The 21623-nt window shown below is 60.7% G+C and carries 19 protein-coding genes; 16 read left to right on the forward strand and 3 right to left on the reverse strand.

Translation table 11 applies throughout. The annotated features are described in order from the left end of the window. Positions 1 to 91 precede the first annotated feature (91 nt). The 8 genes from J5M66_RS04815 to J5M66_RS04850 all read left to right on the forward strand — a co-directional run bounded on the left by J5M66_RS04815 (position 92) and on the right by J5M66_RS04850 (position 8304). A complete protein-coding gene (locus J5M66_RS04815; RefSeq protein WP_130903236.1) occupies positions 92 to 946 on the forward strand; it encodes a MurR/RpiR family transcriptional regulator in 855 nt (284 codons plus the stop codon). 2 nt (positions 947 to 948) lie between these two features. Then, entirely contained in the window at positions 949 to 1593 is a 645-nt protein-coding gene (locus tag J5M66_RS04820; protein WP_206420579.1) for an isochorismatase family cysteine hydrolase, read from the forward strand. Continuing rightward, positions 1590 to 2921 carry a glutamine synthetase gene (locus tag J5M66_RS04825; protein ID WP_122746967.1) on the forward strand — a complete coding sequence of 444 codons (1332 nt, stop codon included), beginning with the start codon at positions 1590 to 1592 and terminating at the stop codon, positions 2919 to 2921. Before J5M66_RS04820 ends, J5M66_RS04825 begins: the two co-directional genes overlap by 4 nt. Beyond that, complete coding sequence (locus tag J5M66_RS04830) at positions 2905 to 3657, forward strand: N-formylglutamate amidohydrolase (RefSeq protein WP_206422201.1); 753 nt, start codon at positions 2905 to 2907, stop codon at positions 3655 to 3657. The genes J5M66_RS04825 and J5M66_RS04830 overlap by 17 nt, the downstream gene beginning before the upstream one ends. A 54-nt stretch (positions 3658 to 3711) precedes the next feature. Beyond that, a complete protein-coding gene (locus J5M66_RS04835; RefSeq protein ID WP_207807316.1) occupies positions 3712 to 5061 on the forward strand; it encodes an APC family permease in 1350 nt (449 codons plus the stop codon). A gap of 118 nt (positions 5062 to 5179) precedes the next feature. Further along, entirely contained in the window at positions 5180 to 6196 is a 1017-nt protein-coding gene (locus tag J5M66_RS04840) for an arginine N-succinyltransferase (RefSeq protein ID WP_207807317.1), read from the forward strand. A gap of 49 nt (positions 6197 to 6245) precedes the next feature. Next, positions 6246 to 7280 carry an arginine N-succinyltransferase gene (astA, locus tag J5M66_RS04845; RefSeq protein WP_016774124.1) on the forward strand — a complete coding sequence of 345 codons (1035 nt, stop codon included), beginning with the start codon at positions 6246 to 6248 and terminating at the stop codon, positions 7278 to 7280. 154 nt (positions 7281 to 7434) lie between these two features. Next, positions 7435 to 8304, forward strand: a complete 870-nt coding sequence (locus J5M66_RS04850; protein WP_024012471.1) for an oxaloacetate decarboxylase — start codon at positions 7435 to 7437, stop codon at positions 8302 to 8304. 105 nt (positions 8305 to 8409) lie between these two features. Here J5M66_RS04850 and J5M66_RS04855 read toward each other — a convergent pair whose 3' ends face one another. The 3 genes from J5M66_RS04855 to J5M66_RS04865 all read right to left on the reverse strand — a co-directional run bounded on the left by J5M66_RS04855 (position 8410) and on the right by J5M66_RS04865 (position 11625). Then, a complete protein-coding gene (locus J5M66_RS04855; protein WP_024012470.1) occupies positions 8410 to 8712 on the reverse strand; it encodes a hypothetical protein in 303 nt (100 codons plus the stop codon). Positions 8713 to 9104: 392 nt separating this feature from the next. Continuing rightward, on the reverse strand, positions 9105 to 10343 hold the full coding sequence (locus J5M66_RS04860; RefSeq protein ID WP_123441712.1) for a M20/M25/M40 family metallo-hydrolase: 1239 nt from the start codon (positions 10341 to 10343) through the stop codon (positions 9105 to 9107). A gap of 208 nt (positions 10344 to 10551) precedes the next feature. Beyond that, the gene (locus J5M66_RS04865) at positions 10552 to 11625 is read right to left on the reverse strand and encodes a diguanylate cyclase (RefSeq protein WP_123441727.1); all 1074 of its coding nucleotides are present in this window, start codon (positions 11623 to 11625) and stop codon (positions 10552 to 10554) included. Positions 11626 to 11813: 188 nt separating this feature from the next. Between J5M66_RS04865 and J5M66_RS04870 the strand changes: the two genes are divergently transcribed. The 8 genes from J5M66_RS04870 to J5M66_RS04905 all read left to right on the forward strand — a co-directional run bounded on the left by J5M66_RS04870 (position 11814) and on the right by J5M66_RS04905 (position 21524). After that, positions 11814 to 13268, forward strand: a complete 1455-nt coding sequence (locus J5M66_RS04870) for an NAD(P)/FAD-dependent oxidoreductase (RefSeq protein WP_207807318.1) — start codon at positions 11814 to 11816, stop codon at positions 13266 to 13268. A gap of 21 nt (positions 13269 to 13289) precedes the next feature. Continuing rightward, on the forward strand, positions 13290 to 14216 hold the full coding sequence (locus J5M66_RS04875) for an alpha/beta fold hydrolase (protein WP_016774118.1): 927 nt from the start codon (positions 13290 to 13292) through the stop codon (positions 14214 to 14216). A 163-nt stretch (positions 14217 to 14379) separates the two neighbouring features. Beyond that, positions 14380 to 15879, forward strand: a complete 1500-nt coding sequence (gene glcD, locus J5M66_RS04880; RefSeq protein WP_207807319.1) for a glycolate oxidase subunit GlcD — start codon at positions 14380 to 14382, stop codon at positions 15877 to 15879. Continuing rightward, complete coding sequence (gene glcE / locus J5M66_RS04885; RefSeq protein WP_207807320.1) at positions 15879 to 16928, forward strand: glycolate oxidase subunit GlcE; 1050 nt, start codon at positions 15879 to 15881, stop codon at positions 16926 to 16928. Before glcD ends, glcE begins: the two co-directional genes overlap by 1 nt. Positions 16929 to 16930: 2 nt before the next feature. Then, positions 16931 to 18151 carry a glycolate oxidase subunit GlcF gene (gene glcF, locus J5M66_RS04890; protein ID WP_123441718.1) on the forward strand — a complete coding sequence of 407 codons (1221 nt, stop codon included), beginning with the start codon at positions 16931 to 16933 and terminating at the stop codon, positions 18149 to 18151. 88 nt (positions 18152 to 18239) lie between these two features. Next, complete coding sequence (locus tag J5M66_RS04895) at positions 18240 to 19619, forward strand: VOC family protein (protein ID WP_123441728.1); 1380 nt, start codon at positions 18240 to 18242, stop codon at positions 19617 to 19619. 175 nt (positions 19620 to 19794) lie between these two features. Further along, entirely contained in the window at positions 19795 to 20337 is a 543-nt protein-coding gene (locus J5M66_RS04900) for a hypothetical protein (RefSeq protein WP_148046964.1), read from the forward strand. Positions 20338 to 20594: 257 nt separating this feature from the next. After that, on the forward strand, positions 20595 to 21524 hold the full coding sequence (locus J5M66_RS04905; protein ID WP_123441729.1) for a DUF6708 domain-containing protein: 930 nt from the start codon (positions 20595 to 20597) through the stop codon (positions 21522 to 21524). Positions 21525 to 21623: the final 99 nt, after the last annotated feature.

Consider the following 21623-nt stretch of genomic DNA (forward strand, 5'->3'; position numbering starts at 1 on the left):
AAAAATTAGCTAGACATGTAACACCCATTACATAAATACTCGTTTAACGGATTGTGAAACGAATTCGACACCCCATCCAGCAGGAGCCCGGATGCCCCCTCTCAGAGACCTGATCACCGATCCCGGCCTGGAACTGACGCCATCGGAGCGCAAAGTCGTTCGCGCCCTGCTCGATCAGTATCCACGCAACGGTCTCGGGCCTATGGCGCGACTGGCCGAACATGCCGGCGTCAGCGATCCGACCATCGTGCGTCTGGTGAAAAAGCTCGGTTTCGGCGGTTATGCCGAATTCCAGGAAGCCCTGCTCAGCGACATGGACCATCGCCTGCGTTCACCGCGCACGCTGTTGCAGCCGCGCTCGCAGCAGAACAAGGACGATGCCTGGGCGCATTACCTGGCGGACAGCCAGCGCTTGCTGATCGACACCCAAGCCCTGACCCAGCCTGAAGATGTGCGCATCCTCGTGGAATGGCTGCTCGACAGCCGCCATCAGGTCTACTGTTTCGGTGGCCGCTTCAGCATTCTGCTGGCCAATTACCTGCTCAACCACTTGCGTCTGCTGCGTCCCGGCTGCTTCGCCCTGGAAGATAACGCCCTGCTGCCCGACCGTTTGTACGATCTGCAACGTCAGGACGTGGTGCTGGTGTTCGACTACCGGCGCTACCAGACCCAAGCTTTGCGCGTTGCGCAGGCGGCGAAAAACAACAACGCGCGAGTGGTGTTGTTCACCGATGTCTACGCCTCGCCGCTGCGCGAATTGGCCGACCTGATCATCAGCGCGCCAGTGGAATCGGCGTCGCCGTTCGACACCATGGTACCGGCGCTGGCGCAGGTCGAGGCGTTGATTGCCTGCCTGACCTTGCGCGTGCCGGACCCGGCCGATCGCCTGGAAGGCATCGATGCCCTGCGCAACGATTTTGCGACTCACCTGCTGGAGGACAAATAAGGATGTTCAGCCTTCCCCACCGCTCGCCTCGGGATCTGCCGTTTGCGACCGACCACACCGCTTTGTTGCTGGTGGACATGCAGCGCGCCTGGCTCGAACCGCAATTCGACCCACACCTGAGCGAGCCGGATGCCGAGTATTTTCTCCAGCGCACGCGCAGCCAAGTGGTGCCCAACCAACAGCGTCTGCTGGGCGCCTTTCGTCAGGTGCAGCAGAACGTGCTGCACACGATTATCGAAAGCCTGACCGCCGACGGTCGCGACCGCTCGCTGGATCACAAACTGTCGGACATGCACCTGCCCAAGGGCAGCGTGCAAGCTGAGGTCATCGCTGAGCTGACCCCGACCGAAAACGAAATCGTGCTGCCGAAGACCTCCTCCGGGGTGTTCAACTCGACCAACATCGATTACGTGCTGCGCAATCTGCAGACCCGCCATCTGATCATCGCCGGCATTGTCACCGACCAATGCGTCGACATGGCCGTGCGCGATGCCGCCGACCGCGGCTATCTGGTCACGCTGGTGGAGGACGCCTGCGCCACTTACACAGCTGAACGCCATCACGCCTGCCTCAACGCGATCAAGGGTTATTGCTGGATCACCGACACCGACACTGTGCTCGGGCGTTTACAGGAGATGCAGCCATGAGCCCGCGCCTGACGCCTTTACCGATGACCACGCTGGTGACAACCGATCTGATCGGCATCACCCGGGGCCGCTCGTTTCCCAGCGATGAGCTGGAGCACTACCAGGCAGCGGGTTGCGGCTGGGTCCCGGCCAACAGCGCGTTGACGCCGCAAGACATCATCGCTTCGAGCAATCCCTGGGGCGCGTATGGCGACCTGCGGCTGATTCCCGATCTGAGCAGCCGCGTCACTGTCGGCAGCGGTCCGGATGCCAATGCGCCGGTGCTGGATTTCATTCACGCCGACATTCGTGAGACCGACGGCCAGGCATGGGGCGCCTGCCCGCGCACATTGCTGCGCGATGAAATCGAGCGCTATCACGATGAGTTGGGGTTGCAAGTCAACGCCGCCTTCGAACATGAATTCAACCTGCACGCAGGTATTGCCGAACACGCGGCGTTCTCTCTCGAAGCGCAGCGTCAGGGCGCCGAATTCGGCGGCTGGCTGCTCAGCGCCCTGCGCGCCGGCGGCGTCGAGCCGGAAATGTTTCTGCCGGAATACGGCAAGCACCAATACGAAATCACCTGTCGACCGACTCTTGGCGTAGCCGCAGCGGATCGCGCAATCAACGTGCGCGAAATCACCCGGGAAATCGCCCGGCAAATGGGCCTGGATCTGAGTTTTGCGCCGAAGACCGCCGCCGAGGCGGTGTGCAACGGTGTCCATCTGCACGTCAGCCTGCTCGATCTGGCCGGCCAGCCGATGCTCTACGACGCTGGCACCAGCAACGGCCTGTCGAGCATCGGTCAGCACTGGGCTGCCGGAGTCCTGCATTTTCTCCCGGCGCTGTGCGCATTCACCGCGCCGACGCCGCTGTCCTACCAGCGTTTGCAGCCGCACCACTGGAGCGCGTCGTACGCCTGCTTGGGGCAGCAGAACCGTGAAGCGGCGCTGCGCATCTGCCCGACTGTGACCTTGGGCGGCAAGTCCGCCGCGCAGCAGTTCAACCTGGAATTCCGCGCCATGGACGCTACCGCCTCGCCGCATCTGGCCATGGCTGCGCTGCTAATTGCCGGGCGACTGGGCATCGAACAGCGTCTGGCGCTGAACGCGGTTACCGATGAAATTCCCGATTCACTCAACGACGAACAACGCAAGGCCCGGGGCATCGTCGCCCTGCCCGCCTCGCTGGCCCAGGCGCTGGATTGCCTGCGTGACAGTGCAGCCTTCAACGAATGGCTGCCCAAGCCGTTGCTCGACACTTATTACGCCCTGAAAACCGAGGAACTGGCGCTGACGGAACAGCTCTCGCCCGCTGACCTGTGTGAGCACTATGCACGCCTGTACTGAATCCGCCGAGCTTGGGTTGTACACCCGCCCGGTCTACAACCTGAGCCGCGAGGACTCGACGAACCCGTTGATCCTGGTGTGCGAACACGCCAGTCGCTACATCCCCGACGCCCTGAACAATCTGGGCCTGGACGAGGCGGCCGCGCGCGAACATATCGCTTGGGACATCGGTGCGCTGCAACTGGCCGAACAGTTGTCGGAACAACTCGGCGCCACGTTGCTCAGCGCCAATTATTCACGGCTGCTGATCGACCTCAACCGCCCGCGCCATGCGCCGGACAGCATCCCGCTGCAGAGCGAGATCTACCCGATACCTGGCAATCGCGAGCTGGATGAGGCGACCCGCGAGTACCGGCGCCAGACGTTGTTCAAACCGTTTCACGCGCGCTTGCAGACCTTGATCGACGAGCGCATTGCCAAAGGTCTGCCGGTGCGGGTGGTCGGTGTTCACAGTTTCACCCCGGTGTATTACGGCCAGCCGCGACCACTGGAAGTTGGCGTGTTGTTCGGCCAGGCCCAGGACTATGCTCAGCGCCTGCTCGACGGGCTGCAAGCGCACCCGCTGAAAGTCGCGGGCAACCAGCCGTACAAAATTGACCCGCTGGGCGACATGACCGTGCCCGTGCACGGTGATGCCAGGGGCCTTGAGGCAGTGCTGATCGAGGTGCGCAATGATCTGCTGCGCAGTCCCGAAGCGGTTTCGCGCTGGGCAGGTTACCTCGCACCTTTGCTGTAAACGATGGACCGATAAAACATAAACCGACCGATGGCTGACAAGGAGTTGCGCTTCATGGAAATTGAAGAATTCGGCTACAAGCAAGAGTTGAAACGTAGCCTGACGCTGACCGATCTGGTGGTGTACGGGATGATCTTCATGATCCCCATCGCCCCGTTCGGTGTGTATGGCTACGTCAACGCCGAAGCACCGGGGATGGTGCCGCTGGCGTACATCATCGGCATGGTGGCAATGCTGTTCACCGCGCTGAGTTACGGCAGCATGGCCAAGGCCTTTCCGATTGCCGGCTCCGTATATTCCTACGCCCAGCGCGGCCTCAATCAACATGTCGGTTTCATCGCTGGCTGGCTGATGCTGCTCGATTACCTGCTGATTCCACCGCTGCTGTACCTGTATTCGGCGATGGCGCTCAACCATTTGTACCCGGACATTCCCAAGGTCGGCTTCATCCTGGCGTTTCTGGTCAGCGCGACGTTCGTCAACCTGCGCGGCATCACCTTCACCGCGCGGATGAACATGCTGTTCCTGCTGGCACAACTGGTGGTGCTGGGCATCTTCCTGTTCTACGCCTGGAACGCCCTGCACAACGGTGGCGGTAACGGTGAGCTGACGCTGGCGCCGCTGTATCACCCGCAAACCTTCAACTTCGCCCTGCTGATGCAAGCCGTGTCGATCGCCGTGCTGTCGTTCCTCGGCTTCGACGCGATCTCCACCCTCGCCGAAGAAATCAAGGAAGATCCGGGCCGCAGTGTCGGCAAGGCAGCGCTGATCACTCTGGCAGTGATGGGCACGATTTTCGTCGTACAGACGTGGATTGCCACCGATCTGGCGGCGGGCATGGGCTTCAAATCCGCCGACACCGCGTTCTATGAAATCGCTGAAATCGCCGCCGGCAGCTGGCTGGCGACCCTGACCGCCGTCGCCACGGCGCTGGCCTGGGGCGTAGCGGTGGCGATCACCTCGCAGGCCGCCGTCTCGCGTCTGCTGTTCGGCATGGCCCGCGACGGCAAGCTGCCGAAGGTGCTGGCCAAGGTCCACCCGAAACACAACACGCCGTACCTGAGCATTTATCTGGTGGCGGTGTTGTCGCTGCTGATCTGCTACCTGTTCATCGACGCGGTCGACATTCTCACCTCACTGATCAACTTCGGCGCCCTCAGCGGTTTCATGCTGCTGCACCTGACGGTGATCAACCACTACTGGCGTCGGCAGAAGTCGGGGCAGTTTGTGCGCCATCTGCTCTGCCCGGTGATCGGCTTCGTCATCGTTGCCGCCATCATGTACAACATGGGCGTCGATGCGCAGAAACTCGGCCTGATCTGGATTGCCTTGGGCCTGGTGTACCTGTTCTTCCTCAACAAGCTCGGCGCCAGCACAGCGCTGCCCGATCCGAGCAAAGGCTGACAAGAAAAAGAGCGGCGTCTGACAACAAATCAGGCGACCGCCGATTCAACGCGTGGAAACCGACAGTGATAGTCAGGTTCGGCGAATGGGCCGAACCTTTTGATACAGGAGTACATCCATGCTGGTCTTACGCCCAGTCGAGCAGAATGATCTGCCCCAGCTACAGCGCCTGGCCCGCGAGAGCCTGATCGGCGTGACCTCGCTGCCGGATGACAGCGAACACCTGCGCGAGAAAATCGCCGCGTCGTGCGCGTCCTTCGATAGCGCCGCCCAGGCGCAGGGGCCGGAGAACTACTTCTTCGTGCTGGAAGATCTCGAACGCCGGCAATTGGTCGGCTGCTCGGAAATCCTTGCCACCGCCGGCTTCAAGGAGCCGTTCTACAGCCTGCGCAACCGCCATTTCACCAGTGCTTCGCGGGAATTGAACATCGAGCACGGCGTACCGGCGTTGTCGCTGTGCCATGACCTCAGCGGGCATACCTTGCTGCGCGGTTTCCACATTGACGCCGCGTTGGTGCGCACGCCGTTTTCCGAACTGCTGTCGCGGGCGCGCCTGCTGTTCATTGCTGCGCATGCACAGCGGTTCTCCGAGGCGGTGATCACCGAAATCGTCGGCTACAGCGACGAGCAGGGTCATTCGCCATTCTGGGATGCGCTGGGCAAGCATTTCTTCGACCTGCCCTACGCCGAAGCCGAGCGTCTGTGCGGTTTGCAAAGCCGCACGTTCCTTGCCGAACTGATGCCGCAATACCCGATCTACGTACCGATGCTGCCGCCAGCAGCGCAGGACTGCATCGGCCGCGTGCACCCGGATGGCCAGGAAGCCTTCGACATCCTCGCGCGGGAAGGCTTCGAAACCAACAGCTACATCGACCTGTTCGACGCCGGCCCGACCCTGTATGCGCGCACCGTAAATATTCGCTCGATCGCTGGCAGCCAAACGGCCATCGTCCGCCAACAAGCATCGACCGACGCCCGTGGCCGTTACCTGCTGAGCAACGACGCCCTGCATGACTACCGCGCGATGGTCACCGAACTCGACTATCACCCCGGTCAGCCGCTGTCCCTGACACCCGCCATCTGCGCGGCGCTGAAGGTCAGCGATGGCAGCTCGATACGGCTGGTCGCTCTGTGAGCCGCGTTAGCCATCCGCGCCTGAATCGGTCCGCCAAAGGAGTTGGAGCATGATTGTCCGTCCGGTAAAAGTCAGCGACCTGCCTGCCTTGATGACCCTCGTCGAACAGGCAGGGCCAGGTTTCACCACCCTTCCTGCCAACGAGGACCGCCTCGCACATCGAGTGCGTTGGGCACAGCGCGCATTCGCCGAACAGGTGGAACGCGCCGATGCCGATTACCTGTTTGTCCTCGAGGATGATGAGCAGCGCGTGGTCGGTGTCAGCGCGATGGCCGGCGCCGTTGGCCTGCGCGAGCCCTGGTACAACTACCGGCTCGGCGTCACCGTCAGTTCGGCGCCAGATCTGGGTATTCAGCGGCAGATTCCGACGTTGTTCCTGAATAACGAGCTGACCGGCCAATCAGAGCTGTGCTCGCTGTTTCTGCGCCATGACCAGCGCAACGGCAGCAATGGCCGCCTGTTGTCGCTGGGTCGTCTGTTGTTCGTCGCCGAATTTCCGCACCTGTTTGGCGAGAAGATGATCGCCGAACTGCGCGGCAGTGCCGATGAAAACGGTTGCTCGCCATTTTGGGACAGCCTCGGCCGGCACTTCTTCCAGATGGATTTCACCCACGCCGATCACTTGTCCGGCCTGGGCAACAAAGCCTTTATCGCCGAACTGATGCCGCGCCAGCCGCTGTACACCTGCCTGCTCACCGAACAGGCGCAGGCGGCGATCGGCCAGACGCATCCGAACACTCAACCAGCGTTGAAAATTCTTCAAGCTGAAGGCTTTGCGCACAAAGGCTACATCGACATTTTCGACGGTGGCCCGGTTATCGAAGCGCCGATCCGCAGCATCCGCACGGTACGCGACAGCCTCGAACTGACCCTGAGCCTCGGCACCCCCGACGAGCAGGCGCCGCTGTGGCTGATTCACAACCGCCGGCTGGAAAACTGCCGCATCACCGCGGCCCACGGTCGACTGGTGGGCAACAGCCTGGTGGTTGATCGTCTCACCGCCAAGCGCCTGCAACTTCAGCCGGGAAATTCGGTGCGCGCGGTGCTCCTGCCCCATCAACAGCAACATGCCGTGGCGGCCTGATATTTCCGGCACGGGAGATTAAACCTTTCAGCCGCCAGTCCTGCCGCGCAAATTCGTCATGATTCTTGACCCATTCGCGTGATAGCCTTTTCATTCTTCGGCGTTGACACCTTTGCTCAAGCCTTTCCATTCCTTATGTATTGGTGGAACTCGTATGACCAGGCTTTCCCATCAAGATTTGCGCCGCAATTTCCGTCAGCTGCTGGCCTCCGACACCTGCTACCACACCGCTTCGGTGTTCGACCCGATGTCGGCCCGCATCGCCGCTGACCTGGGTTTTGAAGTAGGTATCCTCGGCGGTTCCGTGGCCTCGCTGCAGGTGCTTGGCGCACCGGACTTCGCCCTGATAACCCTCAGCGAATTCGCCGAACAGGCCACGCGCATCGGTCGCGTCGCCCAATTGCCAGTGATCGCCGACGCCGATCACGGCTACGGTAACGCTCTTAACGTGATGCGCACCATCGTCGAACTGGAACGCGCCGGCGTCGCTGCACTGACCATCGAAGACACCCTGCTGCCCGCGCAATTCGGGCGCAAATCCACCGACCTGATCACCGTGGCCGAAGGCGTCGGCAAGATCCGCGCGGCGCTGGAAGCCCGGGTCGATACGGAAATGGCGATCATCGCCCGCACCAATGCCGGCATTCTGCCGAACCAGGAAATCATCAGCCGCACCCGCCAATATCAGGCGGCGGGCGCTGACGGTATCTGCATGGTCGGCGTGCAGGACTTCGATCAACTGGAACAAATCGCCGAGCACCTGACCGTGCCGCTGATGCTGGTCACCTACGGCAACCCGGCGCTGCGCGACGACAAACGCCTCGCCGAACTGGGCGTGCGCGTGACCATCGACGGCCACGGCGCCTACTTCGCCGCGATCAAGGCCACCTACGACAGCCTGCGCGAACAGCGACAGATCTTCACCCAGGCCGCCGATTTGAGCGCGACCGAGTTGACCCACACCTATACCCAGCCGGAGGAATACATCCTCTGGGCCAAGGAATACATGAGCGTCAAGGAGTGACGCATACGCTGCACCGGCCCCTTCGCGAGCAGGCTCGCTCCCACAGTTGAAATGCACTCCCCTGTGGGAGCGAGCCTGCTCGCGATAGCAACAGCCGCTACACCGCTAAACCGGCGTCTTGTAAGCCTCTTCCCGCTGCGCCGCCCGCGCCTGAATCACATTCAGAATCGCGCAACCCTCGCGCATCAGCAGATGAACCGCGCTGGTCACCCGCGTCAGATCACAATCGGAGATGCCCTTGAGGTTGAGGCTGGCGAAAGTGTCAGCCAGATCACGCACGACCACAAACCGGTGCATCGCACAGGCGGCCATGTCGCTGAGTTCAGTGTGGGTATTGATGAAGAGCACCGGGGATTCGGCGTCGTAGGTGTCGATGGGGAGATAGCGCGGCATTACTTGGTCGGTCATAAAGTTCACTCCAAAGAGGGGTCTGGTGCTGTATTCGACCGGCCAAGATCGTCGCAGAGTTATCTGCGAACGGAGACTATAAAAGTCGCGCCCAACGGCCGCAACCAGAGCTTCTGTCGGACTTTTCGGTATTTTTTGTACGCCGCCCTCGACTTCCACACTTCCCACAAAAAGCCCCTCACCCTAGCCCTCTCCCAGAGGGAGAGGGGACTGATTGGGGGATGCTCTGGATCTACGCCGACGTGAGAGATCGCGTTGAATGCGAATTTGAATTCAACTTGATCTGGCGGTTGCCACATGGACCACAAACAACGCGGTCAGTCCCCTCTCCCTCCGGGAGAGGGGCCGATTTTTCTGGCACCCCGCCCGGCCTCGTCACACCGCAAACCCCATCACCGCGGCTTCGCCAACTCCATGATCATCCGCGACAACAGATAAATCCGCGGTGCCACACTCGCCACTTCGGCATATTCCTCAGGCGTGTGAATATTGCCGCCGACAATGCCGAAGCCATCCAGCGTCGGCGTTCCTACGCCTGCGGACAAACTGGCATCCGCCGCGCCGCCGCTGCCCTCCTCGGTGAGCTTGCGGCCAATTTCGCCGTAAATGCCTTGGGCCATGGCCATCAAGCGATCCGACTCAGCGGTCTGCGGCATCGGCGGCAATCCGCGCTGCAAGGAGGTTTTCACTTCGGTATCGGCAATCAACTTGTCCTGCGATACCCGCGCCAGATCCTTCTCGATGCGATCAAATTCCTCCGGCACTGCCGCGCGCACATCCGCCTTGGCCGTGGCCTGATCAGGAATCACGTTGGTGCGATCGCCGGCCTTGAGCACGGTGAAGTTGATGGTGGTTTTCTTCGCTTCATCGCCGAGCTTGCCCAGTTGCAGAATCTGATGCGCCGCTTCCATCGCCGCGTTCCGTCCAAGCTCTGGCGCGACGCCGGCGTGGGCGGCCTTGCCTTTGACTTCGACCAGCGCCGTCGCACTGCCCTTGCGCCACACCACCAGGCCATCGGCCGGGCGGCCCGGTTCGAGGTTGAGGGTGACGTCGTGCTGTTTGGCGGTTTTCTTGATCAGGTCGGTGGCGACGTCCGAGCCGGTTTCTTCGCTGGCGTCCAGCAGGAAAGTGATCTGCGCGTAGTCTTTGAAGTCGAGGTTCTTCAGCACTTTAAGCGCGTAGATGCCGGCGACGATGCCGCCCTTGTCGTCCATCACCCCCGGCCCGTAGGCACGCCCGTCCTTGATGTGGAATGGCCGCTCGGCCGCGGAGCCTTCCTTGAACACCGTGTCCATGTGCGCCATCAGCAGGATTTTCGCCTTGCCGGTGCCTTTGAGCGTGGCCAGCACGTGGTTGGATTTTTCCGGGGTGTTTGGCACCAGTTCGATAGTTGCGCCGAGTTTTTTCAGCTCATCGATGGCGATCTCGCTGACCTGTTTCAGGCCCGGTTCATAACCTGAACCGGAGTCGATATTGACCAGCCGTTCCAGTAACTTCAGGGCTTCGGGCTGATACTGCTCGGCATCGGCGAGCACTTGTTTATGCGGTTCGGCGAAAGCGCTTACGGCCGAGAACGCGAGGGACAGACCGAGACTGGCAGCCAGCAGTGAGCGGGGAAATGAGAACGTCATGAAGCAGTCCTTGTTTCGTGTCGGGGGACTTCAACCGTAACCGACATCGGCGCGAGGCTCTATAGCGGATGCGACACTGATCTAACCGACAACACATACCCCGGTGGGAGCGAGCCTGCTCGCGAAGGCGTCGTGGCAAACGATATTGATACCGCCTGACCCAGCGCTTTCGCGAGCAGGCTCGCTCCCACAGGTATCAGCTCGCCCGTTAGACCGAATCCAGCAGCGCCTGCCTCGGCTTGTTGTCGCTGTTGCAGATCACCCGATTGCGCCCACTGGCCTTGGCTTCGTACAACGCCTGATCGGCCTCATCCAGCCAACGCGTGGCGTCGGCATGGCTCGGGTCGTAGGCGGCCAGACCAATGCTCAGACTGACCTTCAACGCCGGGTTCTGCTCGTAGCCCATCACCGCGAAGCGCTCGCGCAAGGCTTCCATGGCCTGAGCGGCATTGAACAGCGGCAGCTCCGGCAGGATCACGCAGAACTCATCTCCGCCATAGCGCCCGGCCACATCCGTGGCGCGCAGATTCTGTTTGAGCAGTTTGCTCAACTGGCGCAGGACGATATCGCCGGCGACGTGGCCGTAGGTGTCATTGATCGCCTTGAAGTGATCGATGTCGATCAAGGCAATCGCCGCGCCCTGCTGCTGGCGTTTGCAGCGCTGGAACGCGAGGTTCAGTTGATCCTTCCACGCGCCGTGATTGAGCAGGCCGGTCAGGCTGTCGGTGCGACTCAACGCCAACAGCTCACGCTTGTGCCGACCGAGGGTCGAGGCCTGACGAAAGCAGATCCAGCCCAGCGCCAGCGGATACAGCAACAGCAGCGGCAAACAGGCGTACAACTGCAGCGGCGTTGTTGGCGGGATGAACGTCGGCGCAAACACCACCAGCCCGACGCCGATGCCCAATAGCTGCGCCGCCGTGCCCGCCAGCAAAAACCGCCCACCGCCAATGGCGACGTTGTTCATCGCCATCATCGAAATCGTGGTCGCGCTGGGCAAGGGATTGAACTGCATGGCGGCGACCCAGAAGCCGCCCATGAATGCGTCGATCAGCAAATTGCGGTGTTCGGCGCGAAACGGCACGCTCGAGCGGCGCGCCCATTGAAACGCCAGATGCGGCCAGATCAGACCATTGAACAGCATCAGGCCCCACACCCACAGCGGCGGATCGAGGGCATACATCGCCACGCTGACACACATCAGCCCGAGCAGCAGCCCGAACACCCGCGACCTGTAAAGCCTCCTGGCCAGTGAAAGTCCCTTTCCTCGCGTATTTCCCATAAGGGCCTCGACCGCGCGATGCATGGTTACATCCCGACAAGGATGTGTCCGGAGTCTATCAGGGCGCCGTTAAATAGCCATCACCGGCCAGCGGCCTGAATAGAGCGCTATCAGCGCCGCACGCGCGGCCCAGAGTTGGCTATAAATGAAAGAGGGGAAATGGAAAAACAACTATAAAAAGGGGGCACATGCATACCTACGCTGTGTTGATCATCGGCAGCGGTTTCGGCGGCCAGTGCGCGGCGGTCAACCTGCTCAAGGCCGGAATCGACGATTTTCGCATTCTCGAGCGACGCGATTTCTTCGGCGGCACCTGGTGCCAGAACACCTACCCCGGCGCAGCGGTGGACGTGCCGTCGCCGCTGTATTCGCTGTCATTCGCGCCCTACCGCTGGTCGCAGATGTTCGCCGAACAGGCGGAACTGCGTCACTACACCGAACAGCTGATCGAGCAGTTCGGTTTACGCGAGCGCGTGGAACTGGGGGCCGATGTCGAGCGCGTCGAGTGGGACGAAGCGGAAAAGCATTGGTTGGTGCACACCCGCGCCAGAGGTACTTTCCGAACCCAATTCCTGATCAATGCTTCCGGGCCATTGAGTCAGCCGGTCATCCCCAACTTTCCCGGGATGGATCGCTTTCAAGGCAAGACTTTTCATACAAATAATTGGGATCACAGCTACGACTATCGCGGTAAACGCGTGGCGATCGTCGGCAGCGGTGCCAGCGCAGCCCAGGTTATTCCGGCGATTGCACCCCAGGTCGAACATCTGCATGTGTTCCAACGCACGCCGCATTGGGTGCTGCCGCGTGCCGATCGCAAATTCGGCCGTTTCCAGCGCTGGCTGCTTGGCCTGAAGCCGGCGTACAAGCTGCTGCGCTGGCTGATTTACTGGCAATTCGAAACCCGGGTGATCGCCTTCAAATACTCGAGACCGGCGATTCATCTGGTCCAGCGACATGCGCTGCGGTTCCTCAAGCGTCAGGTTCCAGACCCGGTACTGCGACAGAAACTCACCCCGGACTTCACCATCGGCTGCAAACGCGTTTTGGTGTCCAGCACGTACTACCCGGCGCTGAGCCGCGCCAACGTCACGTTGCACAGTCGCGAGCACGGCATCGCTTCGATCGACGATAGCGGGATCAACACCGTGGACGGCGAGCATCTCGATGTAGACCTGATCATCTGGTCCACCGGTTACGACGCCACCGACGGGGTGATTTCCTACCCGGTCAGCGGTAAAAACGCGGTGCAACTCAGAGATGTCTGGGCCGAATACCCGCGCGCCTACCTCGGCACCAGCCTGCCGGACTTCCCCAACCTGTTCATCGTCACCGGGCCGAACACCGGCATTGGCCACACTTCGGCGCTGTTCATCATCGAATCGCAGATGAACTACATCCTCGACTGCATCCGCACCGTACGGGCCAAAGGCGTGCGCAGCATCGAAGTGCGCCGTGACGCAGAACGTACCTACACTGCAATGATCCACCGGGAAATGCAGCGCACGGTGTGGAAGTCCGGCGGTTGCCACAGTTGGTACCAGAGCAAGAGCGGTCATGTGATCGCGATGTTTCCCGGCTTCAGTTTCAGCTATCACCTGCTGACCCGGGCGCTGAAACCGGCCGACCATATTTTGTCCTGAACACGTAAAAGGAAGACGTCGATGCTTTTGCTGTTTGTCGCACTCGCGGTTTTCGTGGCCTGGAGCTGGTTGAGTTACCCGGCGGTCGGCCATTGGTTGTACAACCTGGCCATGGCCAGCGAGGCCAGGTTGTACAAATTGCACAAGATCGAAGTGCCGATCGCCGAGATGACCGTGTCGACCTGGCAAGGCGGGCCGTACGAGGCGTCCAGCGCGATCCTGATGCTGCACGGCTTCAGCGCCGACAAAAACCTCTGGCTGCGCTGCGCCCGGCACTTCGTCCGTCAGTATCGGGTGATCATTCCGGATCTGGCCGGCCACGGTGAGACTGGCTTCAAGGCTGGCGGCGGTTATGACATCGCGGTTCAGGCCAAACGCATGATTCAACTGCTCGATGTCTGCGGCGTGGAGAAAGTCCATGTCATCGGCAATTCCATGGGCGGCTATATCGCCGCGTGGCTGGCGGCGACCTATCCGGAGCGGATCGCATCGCTGGCCCTGATCGACCCGGCCGGCGTCACCGCACCGGAGCCGAGCGACATGGAGCGCCATCTGGCGCGCGGGCATAATCCGTTCCTGATCAACTCCCGCGAAGAATTTCAGCGCTTTTATGCGATGACCATGGAGTCGCCGCCGTGGGTACCGAAGCTGGTGCTGGACGCCGTCGCCCAGCGCTATGAGCAACAACGTGACGAGCTCGAAGAAATCTTCCGCGACTTCCGCGCCAGCCCGCCGATGGAGCCGAAACTGGCCGAGATCAAATGCCCGGCGCTGTTGCTGTGGGGGCGCAAGGATCGCCTGATCGACGTCAGCAGCGTGCCGGTGTGGAGCAAAGGCATCGCCAATCTCGAAGTGGATGTGTGGGATCACGTCGGGCACATGCCGATGGTCGAACAGCCGGGAAATACCGCGCGGCTGTACGGGGAGTTTCTGGAACGACAGCGATGAAGATGGATATTCGCAATGCCCCAGGTGGCGCAACTGATCGTTCCCATGCTCTGCGTGGGAATGCCTCAGGGGACGCTCTGCGTCCAGTGACGCAGAGCGTCACGGGCTACATTCCCACGCAGAGCGTGGGAACGATCAACGGAGACAGAAGGTTGGCGTTCCCATGAACATTCTTTACGACGAACGCCTCGACGGTCCGTTGCCCAAGGTGAACAAGGGCGAATTGCTCAAGGCCCTGCAACAAGCCCTGCCGGACCTGGACATCCTCTGGCGCGAAGATGAACTCAAACCCTACGAATGCGACGGCCTCTCCGCCTACCGCACCACGCCAATGCTGGTCGCCCTGCCCCGGCGTCTGGAGCAAGTGCAAACCCTGCTGAAACTCTGCCATCAGAACAATGTGCCCGTGGTCGCGCGGGGTGCCGGTACGGGATTGTCCGGCGGCGCGCTGCCACTGGAAAAGGGCCTGTTGCTGGTGATGGCGCGGTTCAACAGCATCCTGCACATCGACCCCGCTGCACGTATCGCGCGGGTTCAGCCGGGGGTGCGCAATCTCGCCATCTCCCAGGCGGCGGCCCCGTTCGGCCTGTATTACGCTCCGGATCCGTCATCGCAGATCGCCTGTTCAATCGGCGGCAATGTCGCGGAAAACGCTGGGGGCGTGCATTGCCTCAAGTACGGCCTGACCGTGCACAACGTGCTGAAAATCGAAGTGCTGACCATCGAGGGCGAACGTCTGACGCTAGGCTCCGAGGCGCTCGATTCAGCCGGTTTTGACCTGCTCGCCTTGTTCACCGGCTCCGAAGGCCTGCTGGGGATCATCACCGAAGTCACGGTGAAACTGCTGCCCAAACCGCAAGTTGCCAAGGTCCTGCTCGGCAGTTTCGACTCAGTGGAAAAGGCCGGCCGTGCGGTTGCCGAAATCATCGCTGCCGGTATCATTCCGGGTGGTCTGGAAATGATGGACAACCTCGCCATCCGCGCCGCCGAAGACTTCATCCACGCCGGCTATCCGGTCGACGCCGAGGCGATTCTGCTGTGCGAACTCGACGGCGTCGAAGCCGACGTGCACGACGATTGCCTGCGCGTACGGGAAGTGATGACAGCGGCCGGCGCCACTGAAGTGCGCCAGGCCCAGGACGAGGCTGAACGCGTGCGTTTCTGGGCCGGACGCAAAAACGCGTTCCCGGCGATTGGTCGATTGTCGCCCGATTATTACTGCATGGACGGCACCATTCCGCGCCGCGAATTGCCCGCTGTGCTGCAAGGTATCGCCAGCCTCGGCGAGGAATATGGCTTGCGCGTGGCCAACGTGTTCCATGCCGGCGACGGCAACATGCATCCGCTGATCCTGTTCGATGCCAACCAGCCGGGGGAGCTGCATCGCGCCGAGGCATTGGGCGGCAAGATCCTCGAACTGTGCGTGAAAGTCGGCGGCAGCATCACCGGCGAGCACGGCGTCGGCCGCGAAAAAATCAATCAGATGTGCGCGCAGTTCAACAGCGACGAGTTACTGCTGTTTCATGCGGTGAAAGCCGCGTTCGATCCGCAGGGCCTGCTCAATCCCGGCAAGAACATTCCGACCCTGCATCGCTGCGCCGAATTCGGCGCGATGCACATTCACGCCGGGCAACTGCCCTTCCCCGAGCTGGAGCGATTCTGATGGCTGATTTCGATGCCGCCAACGCCCTGCTCGATCAGGTCAACGCAGCGCGGGCCAATGCCACGCCGCTGAAGATTCAGGGCGGCAACAGCAAGGCCTTTCTCGGCCGCGAGGTGGCTGGGGAAGTGCTCGACACCCGCGCCCATCGCGGCATCGTTCAGTACGACCCGACCGAACTGGTGGTCACGGTGCGCGCCGGCACGCCGTTGTCCGAGCTGCTCGCGGCGCTGGATGACGCCGGGCAAATGTTGCCCTGCGAACCGCCATCCTTTGCCGACAGCGCCACGGTCGGCGGCATGGTCGCCACGGGACTGTCCGGACCACGCCGGCCGTGGTCCGGCTCGGTGCGCGACTTCGTTCTCGGCACGCGGGTGATCACCGGCCTCGGCCAGCATCTGCGCTTCGGTGGCGAAGTGATGAAAAACGTCGCCGGTTATGACCTGTCGCGGCTGATGGCCGGCAGTTTTGGTTGCCTCGGCGTGCTCACCGAAGTGTCGCTGAAAGTCCTGCCGAAACCACGCCAGTGCCTGAGCATTCGCATCGACATCGACTGCGCTCGGGCCTTGAGCAAACTTGCCGAATGGGGCCAGCAACCGCTGCCGATCAGCGCCGCGTGCCACGATGGCCGGAGCCTGTACCTGCGCCTGGAAGGTGGCGAAGGTTCGGTAACGGCGGCGCATCAACGCCTCGGCGGCGAGCCGCTGGATTCGGTTTTCTGGCGCGACCTCAACGAACAGCGCCTGAGTTTCTTCGACGAAGGTTTGCCGCTGTGGCGCCTGTCATTGCCGAACAACCTCGGCCCGCTCGAGCTGCCCGGCGAGCAACTGATCGACTGGGCCGGTGCGCAACGCTGGGTGAAATCCGAAAACCCTGAGATTCACGCACTCGCCCATTCCTTGGGCGGCCATGCAACGTGCTTTACCCACGGGGCCACCGATTCGCCGTTCCAACCCTTGGCGCCAACCCTGCTGCGCTACCACCGGCAACTCAAGGCGCAACTCGACCCGCAAGGGCTGTTCAACCCCGGACGAATGTACGCGGAGGTCTAGCCATGCAAACCACCCTGAGCGAGCAATCGCGGCAATTGCCCCGGGCTGGCGAAGCGGAAAAGATCCTGCGCACCTGCGTGCATTGCGGTTTCTGCAACGCGACATGCCCGACGTATCAACTGCTCGGTGATGAACTCGATGGGCCGCGCGGACGCATTTACCTGATCAAGCAAGTGCTGGAAGGCGCACCGGCCACCGAGCAGACGCAACTGCATCTGGATCGTTGCCTGTCGTGCCGCAACTGCGAAACCACCTGCCCGTCCGGGGTCGATTATCACAACCTGCTCGACATCGGCCGTGCGGTGGTCGACAGCGCGGTGCCGCGCCCGGCCGCCCAGCGCTTGCTGCGCGAAGGCTTGCGCGCGTTGGCGCCGAATCCGGCTGTGTTCAAAGGCTTACTGCGCATGGGCGCGACCTTTCGGCCTCTGCTGCCGCGCCTGCTGGAAAGCAAACTGCCGCAGCGCTTGGGTGTTATGGGAGCGCGCCCTGCTCCTCGGCATGCGCGCCGGGTGTTGTTGCTCGAAGGTTGCGTGCAACCGGGTCTGTCGCCGAATACCAATGACGCGACCGCGCGGGTGCTCGATCGCCTGGGCATCAGCGTCACCCCGGTGAGCGAGGCCGGTTGCTGCGGCGCGCTCGACTATCACCTCGACGCTCAGGGCAAAGGTCTCGACCGCGCTCGGCAGAACATCGACGCCTGGTGGCCGCATCTGCAGAACGGCGCTGAAGCCATCGTGCAGACGGCCAGTGGTTGCGGCGCGTTCATCAAGGATTACGGGCATTTGCTTGCGGACGATCCGATCTACGCGTTGAAAGCCCGGCGGATCAGCGAAATGACTCGGGATCTGGTGCAAATAATCGCTGAGGAACCACTGGAGCAAGTATGCGCCGCCAGCGAACGGCGCATCGCCGTGCATTGCCCGTGCACCTTGCAGCACGCACTGAAACTCGGCGGCGCCGTGGAAACAGTGCTGACCCGACTCGGCTTCAACCTCACATCGGTGCCGGACGGCCATTTGTGCTGCGGCTCGGCGGGCACCTACTCGCTGACCCAACCGGTGCTGGCGCGGCAACTGCGCGATCAGCGCCTCAACGCCCTGGAAAGCGGCCGGCCTGAGTTGATCGTCACTTCCAACGTGGGCTGTCAGAGCCATCTGGCCAGCGCCGGGCGCACGCCGGTCAGGCACTGGATCGAACTGGTGGATCAGTCGTTGGCAGAATGAAGTTCGTAGGATTCTTCGTTTGCCCGCCTGGGCGAAGGCTGCGATCTTTTCCGGCATCCATTTCGTCACCGTGGCAGGAATTTTTTTCATGACCGTGCAGCCGTTCGTCAGCCCCGACCTGATCCGCCAACGCTTCTCCCGAGCGATGTCCGACATGTACCGCGAAGAGGTGCCGCTGTACGGCGCGCTGATGGAACTGGTGGAGAAAACCAATCGCGAACTGCTGGCACGTCAGCCTGAGATTGCCAGACAGCTCAAGCGCACCGGCGAAATCGAGCGGCTGGACATGGAACGCCACGGCGCCATTCGCGTCGGCACCGCGAGCGAACTGGCCACCCTCGCCCGCCTGTTCGCGGTGATGGGTATGCAACCGGTGGGTTATTACGACCTGACCCCGGCCGGTGTGCCGGTGCATTCAACGGCGTTTCGCGCGGTGCATGAAGAAGCGCTGCAGGTCAGCCCGTTTCGCGTGTTCACCTCGTTGCTGCGCCTGGAGCTGATTGAAGATCCTGAATTGCGTTCGTTTGCCAAGTCGGTACTGGCCCGTCGTTCGATTTTTACTGAAGAGGCGTTGCGCCTGATTGAACAGGCGGAAACGGCAGGCGGACTGAATGAAGCGGAGGCCGTGGAATTCGTCCGACAGGCACTGGAGACTTTTCGCTGGCACCACAGCGCCACGGTCAGCGCCGCGCAATACCAGAAACTCAGCGCCCAGCACCGCTTGGTCGCCGATGTCGTTGCGTTCAAAGGCCCGCACATCAACCACCTGACCCCTCGCACGCTGGACATCGACACCGTGCAGGAGCAGATGCCTGCCCATGGCATCACACCGAAAGCGGTGATCGAAGGCCCACCGCGCCGCGACTGCCCGATCCTGCTGCGCCAGACCAGCTTCAAAGCGCTGGACGAGCCGATCGCCTTCACCGATCAGCCCGAAACCCGTGGCAGCCACAGCGCGCGTTTCGGCGAAATCGAACAGCGTGGCGCCGCCCTCACGCCCAAGGGTCGCGCGCTGTATGACCGCTTGTTGAATGCCGCTCGCGATGAATTGGGCGACTTCCCTAACGAAGCCAATGCCGCACGCTACGACGCGCTGATGACTCAGCACTTTGCCGAATTTCCTGACAGCATCGAGGGCATGCGCGAACAGGGGCTGGCGTACTTTCGTTATTTCGCTACGGAAAAGGGCTTGGCCGCTGAAGGACTTGGTGAGTCGTCCCTGGAGGACTTGCTGCGCGATGGCTATGTGAAAGCGGAGCCGCTGGTGTACGAAGATTTCCTGCCGGTGAGCGCAGCGGGGATTTTTCAGTCGAACCTCGGCGATTCTGCGCAGACGCATTACGGCGAACACTCCAATCGACAGGCTTTCGAACAGGCGCTGGGGCGTTCGACCATTGATGAGCTGGGGTTGTATGCCGAGACGCAACGGCGGTCGATTGAGGAGTGTTTGACCCGACTCGCGCGTTAAACATTAAAAGATCGCAGCCTACGGCTGCTCCTACAGGGGAAACGCATTCCAAATGTAGGAGCTGCCGCAGGCTGCGATCTTTTGATCTGAAGCTATGAGGCAATCTTTGCCTCTGGACGACTTGCAAAAATGGATGGAGTCCAGCGTCTGGGGGAACAAAACTAAGAATCGCAGCATGCAGGACGAATGGAACGAACTGGCAAAGGTCGTGCAAAAACCTACTTGTGAAATGATTCGCGATGCCAAGCAGACCTATCTGAAGTTTATAATTCCAGGCGTTAGCACGCAGGAAATGGATACTCGAAAATTGCAATTGAAAGCGTACCAGCAATATCGCGATGCTCCAAAGAAAGGGGGTTACGCGCCCGGCCCTTTTCCCTTGAGATGGCGGGAGTGCACGACAACCTGGATTAGTCGATTAGTCGTAGCCAGTAAAGGCAGCGAAGCGTTGACAATTCATTTGCCGATCAGTGACTCATTGCAGACCACAGATTTTTCCTTGGCATTGACCATCGCTTATCAATTGGAAGCTGAACGTGACGTAATGCACGAAACCTGCTTTGTGCTGCGTGACCTGCATATTGTTAGCTCACCTTATAGGCGCGATCCAACGCGCGGTGTCTTTAAGCTTGATTCTGCTGACTCGTTGCCGATTGGCACAAGTAAATCCCAATTCATATTGTTCAAAAAAGAAGATTTGGGGACCATCGATGCTTAAAAGCCTTTTCAAGCGCGGCGCTAAATTCACTACTTCTGAAGCCGCAGCGGACATCCGTAGCGAGAGGCCAAGGGCTGGAGAAGTCCGCGTCCGTGGAATGAATGAAACTCTGTTTCTATCGCCATTACCGGTCTATACAGGGCAAACTCAATCCTCTCGCCGGAATTTTTCAGGGATGAACGAAGTATTCCTGGAACTCGGTGGAAGTAATTGCGGAATGGTTGAACAAGGAAAAGTAACTTGCCGCTGGAATTTGGATGGCATTGACGACAGCATTCATTGCTCCGGTGCTTATCTGTGCTTGGCTCGCACTTTTCAGCCCTCACGGAATAGATCGAAGGTTCGTCGACCTAATTGGTGACTCGTTACTGGTTTTTGCTAGCGGCTCTCTACTGTTTATTCTCCCTCTTGGTGCGTACTTATACGGAATGCTCTCCGGCGTCTTTAAAGCAGCAAAAACCTACCCCGTCCGCTTCAACCGCCAACGCCGCGAAGTCTGCTACATCGACAGCAAAACCCGCCGCGTCCTCATCGTACCTTGGGAAAGCGTCGTCGCCTGGGTCTCCAACACTCAGGGCGTGACCAGTTATGGCGCTACTCGCCAGTACACGTTCGGCATGGGTCTGGAGGATGAGGAGCAGGACAAAGGGCAATTCCTCCTGCTACCACAACCCAGCGATGCACATGCTTTAGGGATGTGGACTTCAATTCGTAATTACATGGAAGACGGTCAGCTGGTAGATGCTCCAAACCCGATGCTCAAGGCACTGGGTTTGACTCCATCCGGTGATCGGCTCAAACCGTACGAAGGCCTACACACTTTTGAAATCGAACGCGAAGACGCACGCGCGATGGGGTCGCTGGACGAGGGTGGCGACGAACTGACGCCCGAGCAGCGCGAGCATTACGGTTACTCGAAAAAATCCCGTTGGCCACTGCGCCGCTGGTACATGTGGCGCGTGCTGAGCTTCTGGAAGATGCCTTACATGCTAGCCGAATGGGCGCATCGCAAAGGGCGGCCTACCCTTCCGGAGCAAGTGCAGACATGGTCTGAGGCGTTGCCACCAGAGCAATGGGCCAAGCCCACCGCTGCATTGGTGAAAGCCAATCAAATGGTCAAGACTGCCATGGACAAAAAAGGCACCACGTTCGTCGAAGCGTGCAAAGCGGCGGGTTTGCATGGATGAAATGTGAGCAACCAAGTTCGTCTATTTCTTTGGATTTTTAACATCTGTTAAAACGTAAAGCCGATTTTTTTCGGTTTATCCGACACCATAAATCGGAAA

Source organism: Pseudomonas sp. 67(2021), from assembly GCF_017491835.1.
Lineage (GTDB): Bacteria > Pseudomonadota > Gammaproteobacteria > Pseudomonadales > Pseudomonadaceae > Aquipseudomonas > Aquipseudomonas atacamensis.

Excerpts from the sequence above, each read along its gene's own strand:
- glcF (WP_123441718.1), top strand. The coding sequence starts at position 16,931 with ATGCAAACCACCCTGAGCGAGCAATCGCGGCAATTGCCCCGGGCTGGC.
- J5M66_RS04875 (WP_016774118.1), top strand. The coding sequence starts at position 13,290 with ATGCTTTTGCTGTTTGTCGCACTCGCGGTTTTCGTGGCCTGGAGCTGG.
- glcE (WP_207807320.1), top strand. The coding sequence starts at position 15,879 with ATGGCTGATTTCGATGCCGCCAACGCCCTGCTCGATCAGGTCAACGCA.
- glcD (WP_207807319.1), top strand. The coding sequence starts at position 14,380 with ATGAACATTCTTTACGACGAACGCCTCGACGGTCCGTTGCCCAAGGTG.
- J5M66_RS04855 (WP_024012470.1), bottom strand. The coding sequence starts at position 8,712 with ATGACCGACCAAGTAATGCCGCGCTATCTCCCCATCGACACCTACGAC.
- J5M66_RS04900 (WP_148046964.1), top strand. The coding sequence starts at position 19,795 with ATGCAGGACGAATGGAACGAACTGGCAAAGGTCGTGCAAAAACCTACT.
- J5M66_RS04815 (WP_130903236.1), top strand. The coding sequence starts at position 92 with ATGCCCCCTCTCAGAGACCTGATCACCGATCCCGGCCTGGAACTGACG.
- J5M66_RS04865 (WP_123441727.1), bottom strand. The coding sequence starts at position 11,625 with ATGGGAAATACGCGAGGAAAGGGACTTTCACTGGCCAGGAGGCTTTAC.
- J5M66_RS04895 (WP_123441728.1), top strand. The coding sequence starts at position 18,240 with ATGACCGTGCAGCCGTTCGTCAGCCCCGACCTGATCCGCCAACGCTTC.
- J5M66_RS04830 (WP_206422201.1), top strand. The coding sequence starts at position 2,905 with ATGCACGCCTGTACTGAATCCGCCGAGCTTGGGTTGTACACCCGCCCG.
- J5M66_RS04870 (WP_207807318.1), top strand. The coding sequence starts at position 11,814 with ATGCATACCTACGCTGTGTTGATCATCGGCAGCGGTTTCGGCGGCCAG.
- J5M66_RS04825 (WP_122746967.1), top strand. The coding sequence starts at position 1,590 with ATGAGCCCGCGCCTGACGCCTTTACCGATGACCACGCTGGTGACAACC.
- J5M66_RS04860 (WP_123441712.1), bottom strand. The coding sequence starts at position 10,343 with ATGACGTTCTCATTTCCCCGCTCACTGCTGGCTGCCAGTCTCGGTCTG.
- J5M66_RS04850 (WP_024012471.1), top strand. The coding sequence starts at position 7,435 with ATGACCAGGCTTTCCCATCAAGATTTGCGCCGCAATTTCCGTCAGCTG.
- J5M66_RS04905 (WP_123441729.1), top strand. The coding sequence starts at position 20,595 with ATGGCATTGACGACAGCATTCATTGCTCCGGTGCTTATCTGTGCTTGG.
- J5M66_RS04840 (WP_207807317.1), top strand. The coding sequence starts at position 5,180 with ATGCTGGTCTTACGCCCAGTCGAGCAGAATGATCTGCCCCAGCTACAG.
- J5M66_RS04820 (WP_206420579.1), top strand. The coding sequence starts at position 949 with ATGTTCAGCCTTCCCCACCGCTCGCCTCGGGATCTGCCGTTTGCGACC.
- J5M66_RS04835 (WP_207807316.1), top strand. The coding sequence starts at position 3,712 with ATGGAAATTGAAGAATTCGGCTACAAGCAAGAGTTGAAACGTAGCCTG.
- astA (WP_016774124.1), top strand. The coding sequence starts at position 6,246 with ATGATTGTCCGTCCGGTAAAAGTCAGCGACCTGCCTGCCTTGATGACC.